This window comes from Prevotella sp. P6B1, from assembly GCF_000702825.1.
Lineage (GTDB): Bacteria > Bacteroidota > Bacteroidia > Bacteroidales > Bacteroidaceae > Prevotella.
The window spans coordinates 402862-419042 of sequence record NZ_JNKF01000011.1 but is presented as its reverse complement, the minus strand read 5'-3'; the positions used below and the strand labels follow the sequence as shown (position 1 = coordinate 419042).

At 40.1% G+C, this 16181-nt stretch carries 18 protein-coding genes; 9 read left to right on the top strand and 9 right to left on the bottom strand.

The genetic code is table 11. From position 1 onward, the window contains the following. Positions 1–59 precede the first annotated feature (59 nt). From ilvD to T495_RS0105865, 7 genes are read left to right on the top strand one after another with little or no spacing between them, the layout of a single operon-like run. A complete protein-coding gene (gene ilvD, locus T495_RS0105895; RefSeq protein WP_033147943.1) occupies positions 60–1862 on the top strand; it encodes a dihydroxy-acid dehydratase in 1803 nt (600 codons plus the stop codon). Between the two features lie 35 nt (positions 1863–1897). After that, positions 1898–3604, top strand: coding sequence for a biosynthetic-type acetolactate synthase large subunit (gene ilvB, locus T495_RS0105890; RefSeq protein ID WP_369793233.1), 1707 nt, complete (start codon positions 1898–1900; stop codon positions 3602–3604). A 26-nt stretch (positions 3605–3630) separates the two neighbouring features. Continuing rightward, on the top strand, positions 3631–4173 hold the full coding sequence (ilvN, locus tag T495_RS0105885) for an acetolactate synthase small subunit (protein WP_028903746.1): 543 nt from the start codon (positions 3631–3633) through the stop codon (positions 4171–4173). After that, positions 4166–4906 (top strand): acyl-[acyl-carrier-protein] thioesterase, encoded by a 741-nt coding sequence (locus T495_RS0105880; RefSeq protein WP_033147941.1) that lies wholly within the window; start codon positions 4166–4168, stop codon positions 4904–4906. Before ilvN ends, T495_RS0105880 begins: the two co-directional genes overlap by 8 nt. 2 nt (positions 4907–4908) lie before the next feature. Beyond that, positions 4909–5313, top strand: coding sequence for a PaaI family thioesterase (locus T495_RS0105875; protein ID WP_033147940.1), 405 nt, complete (start codon positions 4909–4911; stop codon positions 5311–5313). A 3-nt stretch (positions 5314–5316) separates the two neighbouring features. Beyond that, complete coding sequence (locus T495_RS0105870) at positions 5317–5916, top strand: YqiA/YcfP family alpha/beta fold hydrolase (protein ID WP_033147939.1); 600 nt, start codon at positions 5317–5319, stop codon at positions 5914–5916. Beyond that, positions 5913–6605, top strand: coding sequence for a hypothetical protein (locus T495_RS0105865; RefSeq protein WP_033147938.1), 693 nt, complete (start codon positions 5913–5915; stop codon positions 6603–6605). Before T495_RS0105870 ends, T495_RS0105865 begins: the two co-directional genes overlap by 4 nt. A 315-nt stretch (positions 6606–6920) precedes the next feature. Here T495_RS0105865 and T495_RS0105860 read toward each other — a convergent pair whose 3' ends face one another. The 9 genes from T495_RS0105860 to T495_RS0105820 all read right to left on the bottom strand — a co-directional run bounded on the left by T495_RS0105860 (position 6921) and on the right by T495_RS0105820 (position 14789). Then, entirely contained in the window at positions 6921–7442 is a 522-nt protein-coding gene (locus tag T495_RS0105860; RefSeq protein ID WP_051651872.1) for an HNH endonuclease, read from the bottom strand. 192 nt (positions 7443–7634) lie between these two features. Beyond that, complete coding sequence (locus T495_RS0105855; protein WP_033148092.1) at positions 7635–9479, bottom strand: DEAD/DEAH box helicase family protein; 1845 nt, start codon at positions 9477–9479, stop codon at positions 7635–7637. Between the two features lie 362 nt (positions 9480–9841). After that, positions 9842–10309, bottom strand: a complete 468-nt coding sequence (locus tag T495_RS15105) for an HAD domain-containing protein (protein ID WP_051651871.1) — start codon at positions 10307–10309, stop codon at positions 9842–9844. Between the two features lie 6 nt (positions 10310–10315). Beyond that, positions 10316–10798, bottom strand: coding sequence for a hypothetical protein (locus T495_RS0105845; RefSeq protein WP_033147937.1), 483 nt, complete (start codon positions 10796–10798; stop codon positions 10316–10318). Between the two features lie 394 nt (positions 10799–11192). After that, positions 11193–11816, bottom strand: coding sequence for a hypothetical protein (locus T495_RS0105840; protein WP_033147936.1), 624 nt, complete (start codon positions 11814–11816; stop codon positions 11193–11195). 22 nt (positions 11817–11838) lie between these two features. Continuing rightward, positions 11839–12450, bottom strand: coding sequence for a hypothetical protein (locus T495_RS0105835; protein WP_033147935.1), 612 nt, complete (start codon positions 12448–12450; stop codon positions 11839–11841). Between the two features lie 8 nt (positions 12451–12458). Continuing rightward, positions 12459–12998, bottom strand: a complete 540-nt coding sequence (locus tag T495_RS0105830; RefSeq protein ID WP_033147934.1) for a hypothetical protein — start codon at positions 12996–12998, stop codon at positions 12459–12461. A gap of 433 nt (positions 12999–13431) precedes the next feature. After that, on the bottom strand, positions 13432–13791 hold the full coding sequence (locus tag T495_RS0105825; protein ID WP_033147933.1) for a hypothetical protein: 360 nt from the start codon (positions 13789–13791) through the stop codon (positions 13432–13434). Positions 13792–13850: 59 nt separating this feature from the next. Continuing rightward, complete coding sequence (locus T495_RS0105820) at positions 13851–14789, bottom strand: DUF3871 family protein (RefSeq protein WP_231495062.1); 939 nt, start codon at positions 14787–14789, stop codon at positions 13851–13853. A gap of 609 nt (positions 14790–15398) precedes the next feature. On the opposite strand from T495_RS0105820, the gene T495_RS16275 reads away from it, so the two are divergent. Together T495_RS16275 and T495_RS0105815 are read left to right on the top strand one after the other, a co-directional pair. Then, the gene (locus T495_RS16275; RefSeq protein ID WP_255347591.1) at positions 15399–15527 is read left to right on the top strand and encodes a hypothetical protein; all 129 of its coding nucleotides are present in this window, start codon (positions 15399–15401) and stop codon (positions 15525–15527) included. Between the two features lie 55 nt (positions 15528–15582). Further along, positions 15583–16134 carry a hypothetical protein gene (locus T495_RS0105815; protein WP_033147931.1) on the top strand — a complete coding sequence of 184 codons (552 nt, stop codon included), beginning with the start codon at positions 15583–15585 and terminating at the stop codon, positions 16132–16134. Positions 16135–16181: the final 47 nt, after the last annotated feature.

Below are 16181 nucleotides of genomic sequence, written 5' to 3'. Positions count from 1 at the left end.
TTTGATAGTTTATTTGTACTTTTGCGGCTAAATTTTGGGATTTAAACAAATATTGAAATATGAAACACCAGTTGAGAAGTGCTGTATGCACCGAAGGTAGAAGAATGGCTGGCGCCCGCGCCTTGTGGGTAGCCACGGGTATGAAACACGAGCAGTTTGGTAAACCCATTATTGCCGTCGTCAACTCGTTTACCCAATTTGTACCCGGCCATACACATCTCCACGAGATAGGTCAGATAGTACGTGAGGAAATAGAGAAAATGGGCTGTTATGCTGCCGAATTCAATACTATCGCCATCGATGATGGTATTGCAATGGGACATGATGGTATGTTATACAGTCTGCCTTCGCGTGACATCATTGCCGACTCTGTGGAGTACATGGTAAATGCCCATAAAGCTGATGCTATGATTTGCATTTCGAACTGTGATAAGGTAACCCCAGGTATGCTGATGGCATCGATGCGACTGAATATCCCTACGGTGTTTTGTAGTGGCGGTCCTATGGAGGCTGGCAAATGGAGAGGCGAGAATGCCGACCTGATTACGGCCATGATTAAAGGTGCCGACCCAACGGTATCCGACGACGAAATGAAGGAGATAGAACAGTGTGCATGTCCTGGTTGCGGTAGCTGCTCAGGTATGTTTACTGCCAACTCGATGAACTCACTCACCGAAGCTATCGGTCTCTCACTGCCTGGCAATGGTACCATCTTGGCTACCCATACCAACCGTATCGAGCTGTTCAAGGCTGCTGCCCGTCAGGTTGTAAAGAATGCATTCGCATACTACGAGGATGGCGACGAGAGCGTATTGCCACGTAACATTGCTACCCGCAAGGCCTTTATGAATGCTATGGCGCTGGATATTGCCATGGGTGGTAGTACCAATACGGTACTGCACTTGCTGGCTGTAGCCCAGGAGGCTGGTGCCGACTTTACGATGAAGGATATTGATGCACTGAGCCGTAAGGTTCCTTGCTTGTGTAAACTGGCTCCTAACACCCAGAAGTACTCGGTACAGGAATGCGGACGTGCTGGTGGTATCCTTGGTATTTTGAACGAACTGAATAAAGGTGGGTTGATTGATGGCAGCGCCCCACGTGTTGATGGACTAACACTCAACGAGGCCATGCAAAAATATAGTATCGTGGATGGTGCTGTAGATGCTGAGGCTAATCGCATCTATCAAACGGCTCCAGGCAATCGTTTCTCAACAAAAATGGGATCGCAGAGCGAAGAGTGGGGCACACTTGATACCGACCGCGAGAACGGTTGTATTCGTGACTTAGCCCATGCTTACACCAAGGATGGTGGACTGGCAGTGCTGTTTGGTAACATTGCCCAGGACGGTTGCGTAGTAAAAACCGCTGGTGTAGATGAGAGTCTGTGGCACTTTGAAGGCCCTGCTGTTGTATTTGATTCACAAGAAGACGCATGCGAGGGAATTCTTGGTGGAAAGGTAAAGAGTGGCGACTGCGTGGTGATTACCCACGAGGGACCAAAGGGCGGTCCTGGCATGCAGGAAATGTTGTATCCTACCAGCTATATTAAGAGCATGCATCTGGGTAAGGAGTGCGCACTGATTACTGATGGCCGTTTCTCGGGTGGTACATCAGGTTTAAGTATCGGTCATATCTCGCCAGAGGCTGCCAATGGAGGTAACATCGGCAAGGTGAAGGATGGCGATATTATCGTGATTGATATCCCCAGTCGTTCTATCAGTATAAAACTGAGCGACGACGAACTGGCAGCACGCCCACAGCAACCTCTGAAGCGAAACCGTGTAGTTAGCAAGGCATTGCGCGCCTACGCCCAGAGCGTATCGAGTGCCGATAAAGGTGGTGTTAGAATAATCGACTAAAAGGTCAATGTTCAATGATCAATGTTCAATGAATTATGAGAGATAGAATTACAGGAGCAAAAGCGCTGATGAGAGCACTGAAGGCCGAGGGTGTGAAGACTATCTTTGGTTATCCCGGTGGATCGATCATGCCAACATACGATGCGCTCTATGATTATACACGAGGCGAAAAGAAATGTTTCGACCATATATTGGTGCGCCACGAACAGGGCGCTACCCATGCTGCTGAGGGTTATGCCCGCGTTAGTGGCGAAGTAGGTGTAGTTTTGGTAACCAGTGGTCCTGGCGTAACCAATACATTGACAGGTATTGCTGATGCCATGATGGATTCGACACCTATTGTGGTAATTGCCGGACAGGTGCCAACAGGCGCTCTGGGTACCGACTTTTTCCAGGAGGTCGACTTGGTAGGCGTTTCGCAGCCTATTTCTAAGTGGAGCTACCAGATCCGTCATGCCGAAGATGTGGCTTGGGCTGTGAGCCGTGCATTTTATATCGCTCGAACAGGTCGTCCTGGTCCTGTGGTGCTCGACTTTACCAAGAACGCGCAGGTAGAGGAAATCGACTGGGAGCCTATGAAATGTGACTTTATCCGTTCGTATGTGCCTTATCCAAAGTTGGATAACGAGGCTGTACGTAAAGCTGCCGAACTGATTAATAATGCCAAGAAACCTTTGGCTCTGGTTGGTCAGGGTGTAGAGCTGGGTAATGCTCAGAAAGAGCTGCAGGCATTCCTCGAAAAGGCAGATATCCCTGCTGGTCGAACCATGTTAGGTCTTTCGGCACTGCCTTCAAACCATCCACTTAATGTAGGTATGCTGGGTATGCACGGCAACTATGCCGTGAACCTGAAGGAGCAGGAGTGCGATGTGCTGATTGCTATCGGTATGCGTTTCAGCGATCGTGTAACTGGTAATCTGAAAACCTACGCCAAGCAGGCCAAGATTATTCACTTGGATATCGATCGTAGCGAGATAGACAAGAACGTAAAGACCGACGTGGCAGTAGTAGCTGATTGTAAGGAATCATTACCTGCTATCACCGCACTGATTAATGCGAATAACCATCAGAAATGGCGCGATTCATTCAAAGAGCTTGATGCCAAAGAACGCGAAAAGGTCATCGAACCAGCCATCCACCCAACCGAAGGCCCGCTAAAGATGGGCGAAGTAGTAAACGTGGTAGCTGAGATGTCGCCAGACGACACTGTCCTGGTTACGGATGTTGGTCAGAACCAGCTGTTTGCAACCCGCTACTTCAAGTATCACCACAAGCGCAGTTTGTGTACAAGCGGTGGTTTAGGTACCATGGGCTACGGTTTGCCCGCAGCCATCGGTGCCACCTTTGCCGACCCAAACCGTACGGTATGCTGCTTTATGGGCGATGGCGGATTCCAGATGAATATTCAGGAGTTGGGCACCATTATGGAACAGCAAAAACCTGTAAAGATGATTGTCATGAACAATCACTACCTGGGTAACGTGCGCCAGTGGCAGGATATGTTCTGGATGCGTCGTAAATCGTTCACCAAGATGATGAACCCGAACTACGAGCTCATTGCCAAAGGTTATGGTATTAACTATGCGGCTGCAGTTGATCGTAAGGATCTGCCCGGACTTGTAAAGAAGATGCTTACTACCGATGGACCATTCCTGTTGGAATGCGCCATTATGGAGGAAGATAATGTTCTACCAATGACACCTCCAGGTATGGACGTTGACAAAATGCAGCTTGAGATATAGTGAAGAGTGAATAGTGATTAGTGAAAATGGAAAATAGGAAGAAATTATATACATTGCTGGTTTACTCGGAGAACGTTGCAGGTATCCTTAATCAGATTACCGCTGTGTTCACCCGTCGCCAGGTAAATATCGAGAGCTTGAATGTATCGGCATCAAGTATTCCTGGCGTACACAAGTACACCATCACTGCTTGGAGCGACGAAGATCAGATAGTAAAGATTACCCGTCAGATTGAGAAGAAAATAGATGTGGTAAAAGCAAACTTCTTTACTGACGAACAGTTGTTTATCCGTGAGTCGGGACTTTACAAACTATCAACGCCAATGGTACTCGAAAATCCTGAGATATCGCGTACTATCCGCAGGTTCCAGGCCAGCATGATTGAGGTAAATCCTACCTATACCATTGTACAGATGCATGGTGTAACCGAGGATATTATTTCGTTGTTTCGTGCCCTCGATACGTTTGGTTGCGTGCTGCAGTACACCCGTAGCGGACGTATTGCTGTAACCCGTGGTATGCAAGAGCAGGTTAGTGAATTTTTAGAGTCGAGACAGGAGAATGGATAAAGTAGGAAAATATGAATTTCTATCAGAGCCCTTTCATTGCGACTTTTCGCATCGATTATTTATGGGCCATATGGGCAACCACATGCTGAATGCTGCCGATTATCACTCATCAGCACGTGGTTTTGGCATGAAATATCTCATGACCATCAAGCGTTCGTGGGTACTCTCACGACTGGCCATCGAGATGGACGAGATGCCACAGATGTACACGAAGTTTAATGTAGAGACATGGGTTGAGAGCGCGATGCGCTTCTTTACCAGTCGTAATTTCCGTGTAGTAGGCGAGGATGGCAAGGTGTATGGCTATGGACGTAGTATCTGGGCCATGATTGATACCGAAACACGTCAGCCAACCGATATCTTCGCGATTGATAATGGTGCCATCAACAACTGGATTGTTGCCGACAAAGAATGTCCCATTGATAAAGGCGGACGTGTAAAAATGGACGATAGCGCCCAGTTGGTTGGTACAGTAGAAACCAAATATAACGACGTAGATATCAATGGTCACATCAACTCGGTTAAGTACATCGAACATGTACTCGACTTGTGGAATCTTGACTGGTATCGTGAGCATCAGATTAAACGTTTCGAAATAGCTTACGTAGCCGAGGCCCATCAGGGCGATACGCTCTCGTTCTATCGTATACAGACAGGCGAGAACGAATATTGTATCCGTATTTGCAAAGATGGCGATGTAGAGTGTTGTCGAAGCAAAGTAGTGTTCAAATAAAAATGGACATCAAAGAAATACTGAATGAAACCGACCATTTTGCAGCTAATGCTGGCTGTAAGATTGTTGAAGTAGACAAGCATCACGCCGTAGTAGAGATGATTGTCACATCCGAACATCTTAATGGTGGTCATGTGTGCCAAGGAGGCGCTCTTTTTACTTTAGCCGACCTCGCTATCGCTGCGTTGTTGAACCAAAATGGAGAGCTTACCTTCGGCATTTCAAACAACATTATGTTTGTAACAAGTGCCAAAGAAGGTGACCATCTTTGCGCGGAAGCCATCTTCGTGGCTGAGCACCACAAGATCCCTTCTGTTGAAGTACGCGTCACAAATCAAGATAATACACTGATTTGTCACGTTACAGGTATGGGTTACCGTAAGTCAATGCCGCTTCCTAAAGAATAAGCAATGCATAAAATACTCTTCCTTCACGGCTTTTATGCCAGTGGCCAATGTGTACCCGCAAAAGCGTTAAAAGAAGCCTTTGATGGTAAAGCAGTTGTCTTGACACCTGATTTGCCCCTGCATCCAAAAGAAGCTTTGGCTTTTATTCGCGATCTTTGCAATCGTGAACAGCCAGACGTTATCGTTGGCAACAGTTGTGGCTCCTTCTATGCCCAGATGATTGCGCCAATCATAGGTATTCCCGCATTGCTTGGCAATCCTCATTTCAAGATGACTGATTTCCTGCAATCCAGAATCGGAGCCCAGAGGTATAAATCGCCACGTGCAGACGGCCATCAGGATTTCATTATTGATGAAACACTTATCAATGAATTTGCGGAGTTGGAAGTTCATCAGTTTAGCTGCTGCAATTCATTTGATCAAGAGCGTATCTGGGGACTGTTCGGCGAGCAGGACACTTTAGCCCATTTTGAGCCGCTATTCCTCGAGCACTATAAGTACTCGTTTCATTTCCCAGGTGCCCATACGCCTACTGAACAGGAAACCAGAATATGGTATGTACCACTGATTGAGAAACTCATAACTAACTTGGATTATAGATGAAACAAATAAAAGTATTTAAAGGTGCTTATAATATAGCTAATTTCAAACAGTCAAGGTTGATCGTTTTTATGCTCGCCATCATGATGTCTATTGTTTCATTTGCACAAAAGGAGAAAATAATAAAGAACTCCTGGCATGCAAAGGTTTGGTTGAAAGATGGAACTACCGATAGTGGATATATCAGGAATGGGCATAATACCGTATGTGTTTATGATGAAACAGTTGTGTTAAATAATCTGGATGGTTTATTCAGTAAAAACAGAAGTCATGCCACTAAAGACATAGATAGTATGTATATATGGTTTGATACTGAACCTGATGAGGTATTGGTTAGCCACGCTGTTCCAGTCTATTATTACTATGGCAACGAAACTCCTATGGAATACGGTTATCCCAGTATGTGCTATGTGCTTTATCAAAGCAAAAATGTCACTATCTATGATGCATGGGACTTATTTTCAGGTGATTTCTACTTATATAAGACACCCGATATGCAGTATGCTAAAGCATTATTTAGAAAAGGGAAAAAACTAACAGAAAAACGCAGAGCGACACTATGTGATGAGTTCGAGAGCTATTCTATCATCAAGAATTATGTCAGATCCATCCATAAGGACAAACTAAAAGATGATCCTTTTTCATTTTTCTTAGTCATAGACAAAGCTCTGGGATCAGGAAAGATAGATTGATAATATAGAAACAAAGAAAGCAGACCACTTGGCCTGCTTTTCTTGTGCTTTATCGTGATTCCGTTGGGGCTCGAACCCAAGACCTACTGCTTAGAAGGCTATATCCTTAATATATTGTTGTAGTCTCATTATCAGCATGTTATAGAACTCTCTTATAAGCTAAAGGTCAACTATAGGTAAACTATTAGTCAATTACTCTTGCTTTTCGGTTGTAAAATTAAACATTTTATTCGACTATTTAAGTATGCTCCACGTTAAAAAACAAAAAACGGAAGAAAAGAATTACCTTTCTCCCGTTTTGTAATAATCCATAATTTATGGCTGTTCTGAATATATGATTAGCAACTCTTTCTTAGTAGATGGTAATCCCATATTCTTGCACCATTTCCTAATAGTATTATCTGTAACACCATACATTCTACCAATTTCTGTAAAGGGCTTTGTTTTTATTAGTTCTAAAAGTTCTTTCTTGGTAGGTCTCTTGTCAATATCGACTTTGTAAACTCGATGATGCTTTGCTGCACATTTAGGACACCATGTAGAACCCAAAGCAATCTCTTTTCCACAATCAGCACAGTGATTATGTTTCTTTATATTTTTACTTCCATAGTTATCCGTCTGGCTATGACAATTCGGACATAGAATTTGTAGGTTTTCAATCCTGTTATCTCTGTGATTCCCGTTTATATGATGGACTTGTAATGTTAGTGGTTTGCCATTCCATTCATTACCGATACCACACTCTTCGCAACGATCCTCTTTTAGACCTGCTTCAATAAGCCTTTTCTTTAATTTGGAAGAATCGTAGTTACTGTCTTCTATAAGTATTTCTTCCAAAGGTAGTTTCTTAAATAATGTCTTTGTTGGAATGTATGAATAATCTATGCCATGTTGTTCAAGTTCTTCTTTTAATAATTCTATGTTTTCATTTGTGCCTTTCTTTCCTTGCTTAGATAGGATTTCAAAAAGGCTATTTGATTCGTTTACAAGTACCTATAAATCGTTCATGTTATCGTATATAAGAGGTTATTATGCTTCATCTTTGAAAATGTACTTTGCTCTGTAAATATCTACGCATTTAACGACCCTGCCACCAACACGCTTACTTTTAGGGTCTGAACACTCAAACCATTTATGCAAATCTTTGGCTTTGGCAGTGTGTCTAACGCCAGCTTTAGTATATGCGTCTGCTATTATCTGATTGGCTTTTGCTACTTTTATGGGATCGCCTGTAGGAATATTTTTTACTATGATTTGGGCTACTTTTTGTTCTGCATCCTCTGTGCTTCCTATGCTGATTAAAGCGTCCTGAATGGCTTTCTTTGTGTATCGTAATGACTTCACTTTGTCTGCTCCAAGTTTTATGTATGCTTCCCGTAATAGTGGCTCGTTCTTTTCCATTGTCATAATGGATGGTGAATAGGGGTGGTTTTCCATTAAGTCTACATATTTAAGAAACAACTCTTTGAACGATGGCTTCTTAGCTGAAAATTCCAGATTCTCTGTGACTTTTTGATAATTATATTTGGTTGTTTCTATGCCATTTCCTTCATAGCCTTTTGCAACGCTGAGTCCGTTTTTGTATATTTCCATATTGACCATATAATTGTAGAGTTCTAATTTGGGTAATCGGTCATTCAGTTCAAATCGGTCGTTCGCCTTGTCGTAACTCATATATAGGCTGTTGAGGTCGTGTCTAATGTTATCCCTCAAATGGTCTTTTACATTGGCTGGCGCATCGTTGAAATAATCTATTGTATCTCTGGCTTTTGATAGCGATTGCTCTGTAATCTCTTTCATTTCTTCAAATGACACATCAAGATTCAGTTTCCTGTGATTGGTGTTGAAAATATGAATCAACTTATTTCGGAATGGATTGGATTTTGTGCGTATGCGACCAGCGATTTGTGGAATATCTGTGTCAATACTTGCCAACGTGTGTTTATTTGAAGCACTGCTGACCACAAAACATAATCCCGTATCGCTATAATAGTCTGCGCCCTCAAAAGACTTTGACGTAATGAAGTTGAATCGTTTGCTATCGGACAAACTGCTGCTTATCTTGTAGCCTTTGAGTTTCTTCTCATTTTCTTCATTGTTTGCGCATATAATACGCACGTCATCATTACTAAGGTGGCAGTGCTCTAAAATAGCCACAATGTCAGTCACACTATTTATAAAGAAATAGGCTTCGTGGCTTTTAATGCCATCTACAGTGACATATCCATTTAGAAGATACTTGTTTATGATATTCGCCGCCATTGTATAAGGTTTGTTGGTCTGTAATAACTTCACCCTCATCTTCTCTTTGTCCTGCCATTCTGCTTCAACATATTCAACATCTTCAAGGCATGAAGGCTTGAACAACGGTTGTATCGGTGTAGCTGACATAAAACAGAATGATCTGAAGCGCCTGAAATAATCCAATACTCCATCTATAGCGCGTTCACGGTACGAATAATCCTTCAATAGTCTGTGATACTCGTCAACCAACAATCTGTATCGTTTTGGATTTATAAGTTCGCATAGTTTTGGTAACTTGTCGTATGTGCATATTATCTTCTTCGGGTCGCTATTGGCAACATATTCCATCAAATCTCTTTCAATGCCAATGCTATATCTTCCATGTAATCCAAAGACTTGTCTGCTTGTTCCATCATGGAATTTCACTGTTCCAATGCCAGCGTCGGGTCTGCCAATCTTGTTAATGATGAGTTCCGTTGTAGGAACTGCAATAATGTAATCTTCGTCATTCTGTAATGTAACGGTTGTGCCTCCGCATCCCGTTACAACCTTGTTAAAAATGCAGTTATGGGGTAAGTCATTCATGTGTAAGTACCCATCTGCTGAATTAATTATAATTCCTCTTTTCATATCCAATAAATAAGAGGTGAAACGTGTCTTATCTCGGCAAATACTGATAATCTTGGAATTACAGAATCGAGGTTATGTAACTGACATTTAGATTCTTATGATAAAGAGTATAATTTGCTGAATATGGTTACATTTGAATCCAAAAAGAAAGGACACATCAATCTGCATCCTTTACTTGTCTTCCCTTGCCCTTTCTCGGACTTAGAAAGTATATGTTGATTCACCTCTTATATACTGTACTTATCTCAAAACTTCTGATACGAATTTATGTGTTTATTTTGACGATTCAAAGGAAAACTGCACTTTCTCTGAGAACATGTATAAGAATGTCCTAAAGTCCATTTTCTCGTTTAACGTGCCGCCTATAAGCCATTAAGTATTCTTATTGCTCTTTCAGCTGTATATTCGTCAAGTCCAAAGAGCGGATTAACTATCAGAAATCTCGGGATTTGGTGCTCATTAAAGTTATAGGCTTCTAAATCATCGATGATTATATAATTACACTCTGTAGGACATTCTTTAAGCCATGCGTCAATCTCATCACCACGATTGTGTTGTGCTGTAGTTGGTGTTACATCTGTCACAAAACCAGGCAGCCCTCTGTATTTCCATATGTCTAGGATTTCCTTATAACTCATATCGTCCTTCCATGTTGATGAAATGACAATATCAGCGCCTGTATTATCAATGATATATTTGAGATTCTTTACACACTCTGGATCAAAAAGCAAGCCATATTCATCAGCTATAGGCTTACCTGCTTCACTGAGTATGTGGTCGTAATATTCCGTATCCAACACACCATCAAAGTCGAGAAAGATAATCTTCATTTGTTTTCAACTCGCATCTTCATAATCGTGCTCAACCGATAACAACACCTGTTCTATCAGGCTTTCCATCTTCTGAATGAGCCATTGTTGGTCAGAGATAATTTGGTTTAGTTTCCCTGATACATATTCCTCTATATTTGGGATGTTTGGTAGCAGTTGGAATGATATACTACTATGGAGTCGTAGCAGATTGTCATCTTTATGTGTTGTATAGAAGAACTTAGACTTACAAACATAATTTAGGTCATTAACAAGATTCTTCACATATTCGCAAGTTTCGTCATCACCCAAATCTATGCTATACCAGTTGGGGTACCATATAACAACGTCATTGCTATCGTTTGTTACGTTAGCCATGAAATTGCATTCTGAGTATTTGAATTTTATGTCATACTCAGTGCTAACCTCACTCCTTATTAGATATTCGCCTCCCAACTTAACCAAAGTTTCGATAAACAAATCTCTTGTATGAAAATTATCTTTTCTCATAATCGTATTTCTCCCTATTTAATTCTAATCATAGATACAATCTGGATTAACCTCAGAAGGAGCATACCATGTGATACCGTACACATCGTTCCTGCCCCTTGTTATAGGTCATGTCTGTTCCTCTATAGTCCCCATTCTTCAAGGGCAGGATCTTTCCAAATCCTAACTTTTTCCTCTTCCTCTACTTCTGATTTGTCTCTATTATGATACTGACAACTACTGTCCGCATCCGTTACACCTCCCCAGAAACGGCACCAATACTGACCATATTGTTTATAGCAATTAGAGCAATTACAGCACATAGAATACATATCGCTAAACATAAAACCCAATTTAAAAGTTATTTCTTTTCTATATATATGCAGTACTTTGTCAACACTGACGAAGAAAGACTTTATTTCTCTGTTTTTATTCTAAACGGGAAGCACTTCTTAATCTGTGTATCAAATCCTTCTTTTAAACGTTCAAACATATCTGAAGAAGCATTTTCTTCTTTAAGTAAATCAACAACGTCTTGATAGTCTTTGATATATTGTGAAATCGTATCAGATAGTTCAAAATACTTATCTGTTGTCACTTCATAAGTAGGAACATAAAAACCATCAATAATATTCCTGAATTTGGTGGAATGGTTTTGTTCTGTGAACTTCAATAGTTCCAAAAGTGTTTCCCTTATCATAACTTCTGGTTGCCTGTTATACCACATCTGTTTTGTTGCACTTTCTTTATTTCTATATGCACAACCAAACTTGTCTATGATATTATAGTAAGACCATTGTCCATACCAATTGCCAGGAAAACTAAGGAAATCTAATTTCCATCCATTAAGGTAAACATCACCACAAACTTCAGCCATAACGTCCGCTCTATATCCATCATTACCATTTTGGCTAGCAGATAGGCAATCTTTAAGGACAAAATTATATTTTGACATGTCGCCAAACGGACTTGTAGCTTCTACAGCGAAAAAGTTATTAATTCGCTTTACTCCGTACAACTTAGGTGTGAACTCGTTCATGTTTTAACAACTTAGTTGTTCTTTAGTTTGGATTATATTTTCCATAATACTCGTCAGCAATACCCAAATCTATTGCATAACCTACACCATCAAAGAATATATTGTATATCCTTGGGTATTTTTTATAAGGCATAATCCATATAGTTGCAGGCTTTGTAACCTTTTTATATCCAATAGGATTGAAATAGCCGTTTTTCCGTATATTTTTAGCTTTAACTAATGCTAATTTTTCTTGATAGGAAGACCACTGTGTATCTTCTTTATATAAGGGTCTGCCAAGCTCTCTTAAACAATCCTCGAATGTAGGGTACACATCACATACATAATACTCCACATATCCGTCATAAATCCATTTCGTATTAGTCTTATAATGAGTTTTTATATCTTTCTTCTCTGGAACTGTATAATCAGTAATCCAAAAACGAAAGAAAAAGTCAGCAGAACGTTCCCCATGTTTATATACGCGGAATCCATGCCTAGATCCATACAAATCATACTCATTCCATTGAGTTCCATCCCAACCGTTCCAAACGCCATCATAGTAATAGCTGACTCCAATATATTGGGAAAATGCTACATTAGGAATTAATAAAAATATCCCCAATAGACATTTCTTTATTACACTGCTAATCATATTTTCACTTATTTAATAACATACATTTCATTTCCTGTATCAAGAAGGAAATTGCCTAAATCCATTAAGTCCAAAATCATACTCTTTTCAGATTCGCTCTTAGCATTGTTATACATGTTTTGAAGAGACATAATAGGCTTGCTGCAAGGTCTCCAATTTTGGCCATTCTTAATACCCATGCATGTTATATCAATTCGTCCATTTTTTCTTGTTATTACATTCGCTCTAATTAGTGTCGATTGGTTAGTGCCAAGTTTGATGCCTTGGAATAGCTGAACTTCTTGTGAAACTATTTTGTTGGCTTCTTGAATGGCTCTTTCTTCTGCCGCCCATTTGTTTTCAATACTTTGCATCATTTCCCTGTTTTGACGGTTAATCTCGTAAAGATCAGGAACGGAACTATTTGTATTGGGAGATGTGGTAGGGGTATAACCTACGCCATACTGAGTATAATCAGGCTCTTTCTTAATTGTAATGTCATAAGTGTACTGAGCATAAGTAGATATGCTTAGCATTGTAGCCGTCACTAATAAGAACAATTTCTTCATGTGATAATGTTTTAGGCTATCAGTTCCCAAGATGTATAGCGGATTATTTTAAAGAAACGTGGGACTATTGAATACTATCAGACCGAGGTTCTGGACTACCTACCAATGGATAATAAACAACAGTGCCCACGACCTGATATATTATGCCCATAAGGGTACAATAATCAATGCGTGAGCCTATTGCTACTTTCCCCATTGGTCGAAATTGTCCAGATTCCGGTACTGGGATAAGCATCAATCGCTCTTTTTTACTAAGTTGAGTCCTTTATAACATGCTCTGCACACAGAAACACTTGAAACTCATTGGCAAAGATAGAGATTTTTTTTCATATGACAAGGGCTTTTCCTCAAAAAACACATTTTTGTGCATCAATTTTATTATTTTACCTTGCCTACATACATAAAAAAGGATAGAGTACGAATCTATCCCCATCTATGGAGGCCAAATGAATGGTGCTTCACGTAATAGGTCTAATTTGTCGCCTATAGCAAAGAATCCTTCACCATGTCTATATTCCAAGAACTCTATTTTCCACGGATTTTGCTTAACTTCATATCGAATAAATCTTAATCCCTTATAGCATCCTTTGTCAATTGTTTGGTCTTCTATAACATCAATTGCATTAATGTCGATGTAGCACCGTCTTGTGAAGACGTTTAATAATCTGATTCTATACCATGCTTCACGTTTTATTCCCTTCTTCTTATTTGATAAATAACAAGCGGCTGCCAATGCTGCATGAATTTGATGTATTAGGCTGTCAGAAGGGTATAGCTTTACATACTTTTCCATTTTTCTAGTAATTTAAGGGGAACACTCCGTTTTAATTTGGAATGTTCCCCGATGAGTTATTATTCTATGAACCATTTATATTTGTCATCAGTACCAATCAGTGCAGCATTGATTCCAAGTGCAATTTCTGTTGCATTAACTGTTCTATCCAAGAAAGAATCAATGTATGATGACTTAGTTGAGCCATTAAGAAGGTTGTAGAATTTCCAAAGATCAATGTCATTGCCATAACTGCCGAAATCTTCATCATTAATATAGGATTTCGCAACGTTGTTGAGTTGGGTATCAGTTATAAGCAATTGAGGAATGTTTCTTTGCAGTCTTAATGGTAGAAGCTGCCAAAGTCTAGCTTTGCCTATTATTTGACAGAATTGATGTTCAGATAGATAGGAATTGCAGAGTTGTTGCATCAAATGAATTTGTTTTGCAGGATTGAAGCCGTGGTAAAGGTCAAGAATCTGCTTATATAGTTCATTTGTGTTGCTTGCTCTTAGTTCTGCTTTGTAGCCATCTGTGAAAATGCATAAATTGCAGCATACGGTATTCTTAAATCCTATTGCAAGTTGGAAAATGTCAGGCACTTTCTTAGAGAATAGATTTTGTCTGTTGTATGCTCTTACGCCAACGATAGAGAGGTAAAGCCTGTTGCCGTTGATGTCCTGATATATTGTAGGAACATCAATAGAGAATGCGCAACGCTCAAAGTACTGTGTTTTGTCGCTTTCAAGCAATTGGTTTGCAGGCTTGTGAATAACAGAAGGAATACGTCCCTTAATAATGTGTGAACAGCGGATAATAGGACTTTCCACCTGTTCACCTCTAAAGAAGTCTTTTGTGGCTTCTCCTACTGTTTCAATAAAAAGCGGGTGACTCAGTGTAAGTTCATTGTCCTTTGCAAATACGGGTGTAATGCAGTCGTTCTTTAGTTGGTCTAAAGTTACCTCAACTGTGTTAGCTTCAATGAAATGCTTTGTTAACTTGACGTTGTTTACTCGCATCTCATCCACCGGCTCGATAATCTCAGCATCTGAGAAATCGAATCTTTTACCGTTTGCAACGGTTGGAAATAGGATTTTCTCCATAATAAATGAAATTTAATTGTGAATAATAAATGAAAAAAGGGGATTGCCTAATATTTTTATATTAAGCATTCTTTTTCTTTAGGCATCGGTGGAGGGACTGAAGAGGTAGTGTTCATTCGCGCACATGTCTTTCTTAAATCATTTCAGGAGCATGAGGGAGGGGGGCGTGAATGGTTGAGGCTATATAATTATATATAAGGTGTCTATAGGTGATTTTTAGTGTTACTGTTTGGCAAAGAATCATGTGCCAGCATCTGATATTGTGTGTTTCTGGTAATTCCATATTGAAATTGTAAGTGCTATAATATGTATTTAGGTCTGTCATACTGGCAGTGACATGCACATGGTAATTATTTTATGCCAGGACGTATGCACTTTTGTGTATAATAACATTGAGAACATGGTGATAATTTATAAAATGATGCACAAAACAATGTTTCGTGGTGTTTTACAGAGAGAAAACGATGTCTTTCATGTCATTTTGACGTAAAATATTAGTTTGGTATGCATTTTGCAAATAGGTTAATGCCAGACGATAGGGTTAGCCTGTCGGGAGGCATGGCTGAGGCTCTGACTTCACACCCTTTGAAGTCATCCAAGATTCAGATGAGAGTTGTTGCCGAGGGTTTCGGGTGGCAGTTCAATAAGATTTAGATTAATGCAGTGTGTTAAGTCACAAGCAAATTTTTATTTTTTTAAAATTTAAATTATGCCAAAAGCATTAATTTTTTCAGAAGCTGTAAACAGCAATAATGAACTTGTTGAGGGAACAAGTCAAGTGGTGAATGAGAAACAAGGAAAGAAAGGCTCTCGAAAGAAAGACCCATATTTCTTAATTCTCGCAAACGCTCAAAGGTTATTTAATGAACAAATAGACACTTCGAGATGTGGTTTATATGGAGATTGTGTACGAATAGCCGTCGTTAGGTACAATGCAAAACAGGAAGAAAAAAACAATGGCTTTTCGGAAAGACAATTCAAATCAAGATTCACACAAATCGTTGCTGATATATTGGACAGAAAATCTTTCGAGAAACAATGCAATATTCGCAAAGTAGAACCTTTTGTAGCAGCCACGTATGTTGCAACTTTGAATGCCGAAAATCGGCAAAAAGTTCTGAAAGGTTCATGGGGCGATATACCACAAAGATTCTTGGATTGTGGAGTTACTATCTTTGATTTTGAGGAATTGGTGGAATTTGATACAAACGGAATCTTAAAGGATTATCTCCTTACAAGAAATGCTGCTGACAGCAAATAAAAACGATAAGTTCTCCCCTGCTCATCATCTGGCAGGGGAGTTTTGTG

Coding starts and splice junctions, on each gene's coding strand:
- ilvD (WP_033147943.1), top strand. CDS start 60: ATGAAACACCAGTTGAGAAGTGCTGTATGCACCGAAGGTAGAAGAATG.
- ilvB (WP_369793233.1), top strand. CDS start 1,898: ATGAGAGATAGAATTACAGGAGCAAAAGCGCTGATGAGAGCACTGAAG.
- ilvN (WP_028903746.1), top strand. CDS start 3,631: ATGGAAAATAGGAAGAAATTATATACATTGCTGGTTTACTCGGAGAAC.
- T495_RS0105880 (WP_033147941.1), top strand. CDS start 4,166: ATGGATAAAGTAGGAAAATATGAATTTCTATCAGAGCCCTTTCATTGC.
- T495_RS0105875 (WP_033147940.1), top strand. CDS start 4,909: ATGGACATCAAAGAAATACTGAATGAAACCGACCATTTTGCAGCTAAT.
- T495_RS0105870 (WP_033147939.1), top strand. CDS start 5,317: ATGCATAAAATACTCTTCCTTCACGGCTTTTATGCCAGTGGCCAATGT.
- T495_RS0105865 (WP_033147938.1), top strand. CDS start 5,913: ATGAAACAAATAAAAGTATTTAAAGGTGCTTATAATATAGCTAATTTC.
- T495_RS0105855 (WP_033148092.1), bottom strand. CDS start 9,479: ATGAAAAGAGGAATTATAATTAATTCAGCAGATGGGTACTTACACATG.
- T495_RS15105 (WP_051651871.1), bottom strand. CDS start 10,309: ATGAAGATTATCTTTCTCGACTTTGATGGTGTGTTGGATACGGAATAT.
- T495_RS0105845 (WP_033147937.1), bottom strand. CDS start 10,798: ATGAGAAAAGATAATTTTCATACAAGAGATTTGTTTATCGAAACTTTG.
- T495_RS0105840 (WP_033147936.1), bottom strand. CDS start 11,816: ATGAACGAGTTCACACCTAAGTTGTACGGAGTAAAGCGAATTAATAAC.
- T495_RS0105835 (WP_033147935.1), bottom strand. CDS start 12,450: ATGATTAGCAGTGTAATAAAGAAATGTCTATTGGGGATATTTTTATTA.
- T495_RS0105830 (WP_033147934.1), bottom strand. CDS start 12,998: ATGAAGAAATTGTTCTTATTAGTGACGGCTACAATGCTAAGCATATCT.
- T495_RS0105825 (WP_033147933.1), bottom strand. CDS start 13,791: ATGGAAAAGTATGTAAAGCTATACCCTTCTGACAGCCTAATACATCAA.
- T495_RS0105820 (WP_231495062.1), bottom strand. CDS start 14,789: ATGCGAGTAAACAACGTCAAGTTAACAAAGCATTTCATTGAAGCTAAC.
- T495_RS16275 (WP_255347591.1), top strand. CDS start 15,399: ATGCCAGACGATAGGGTTAGCCTGTCGGGAGGCATGGCTGAGGCTCTG.
- T495_RS0105815 (WP_033147931.1), top strand. CDS start 15,583: ATGCCAAAAGCATTAATTTTTTCAGAAGCTGTAAACAGCAATAATGAA.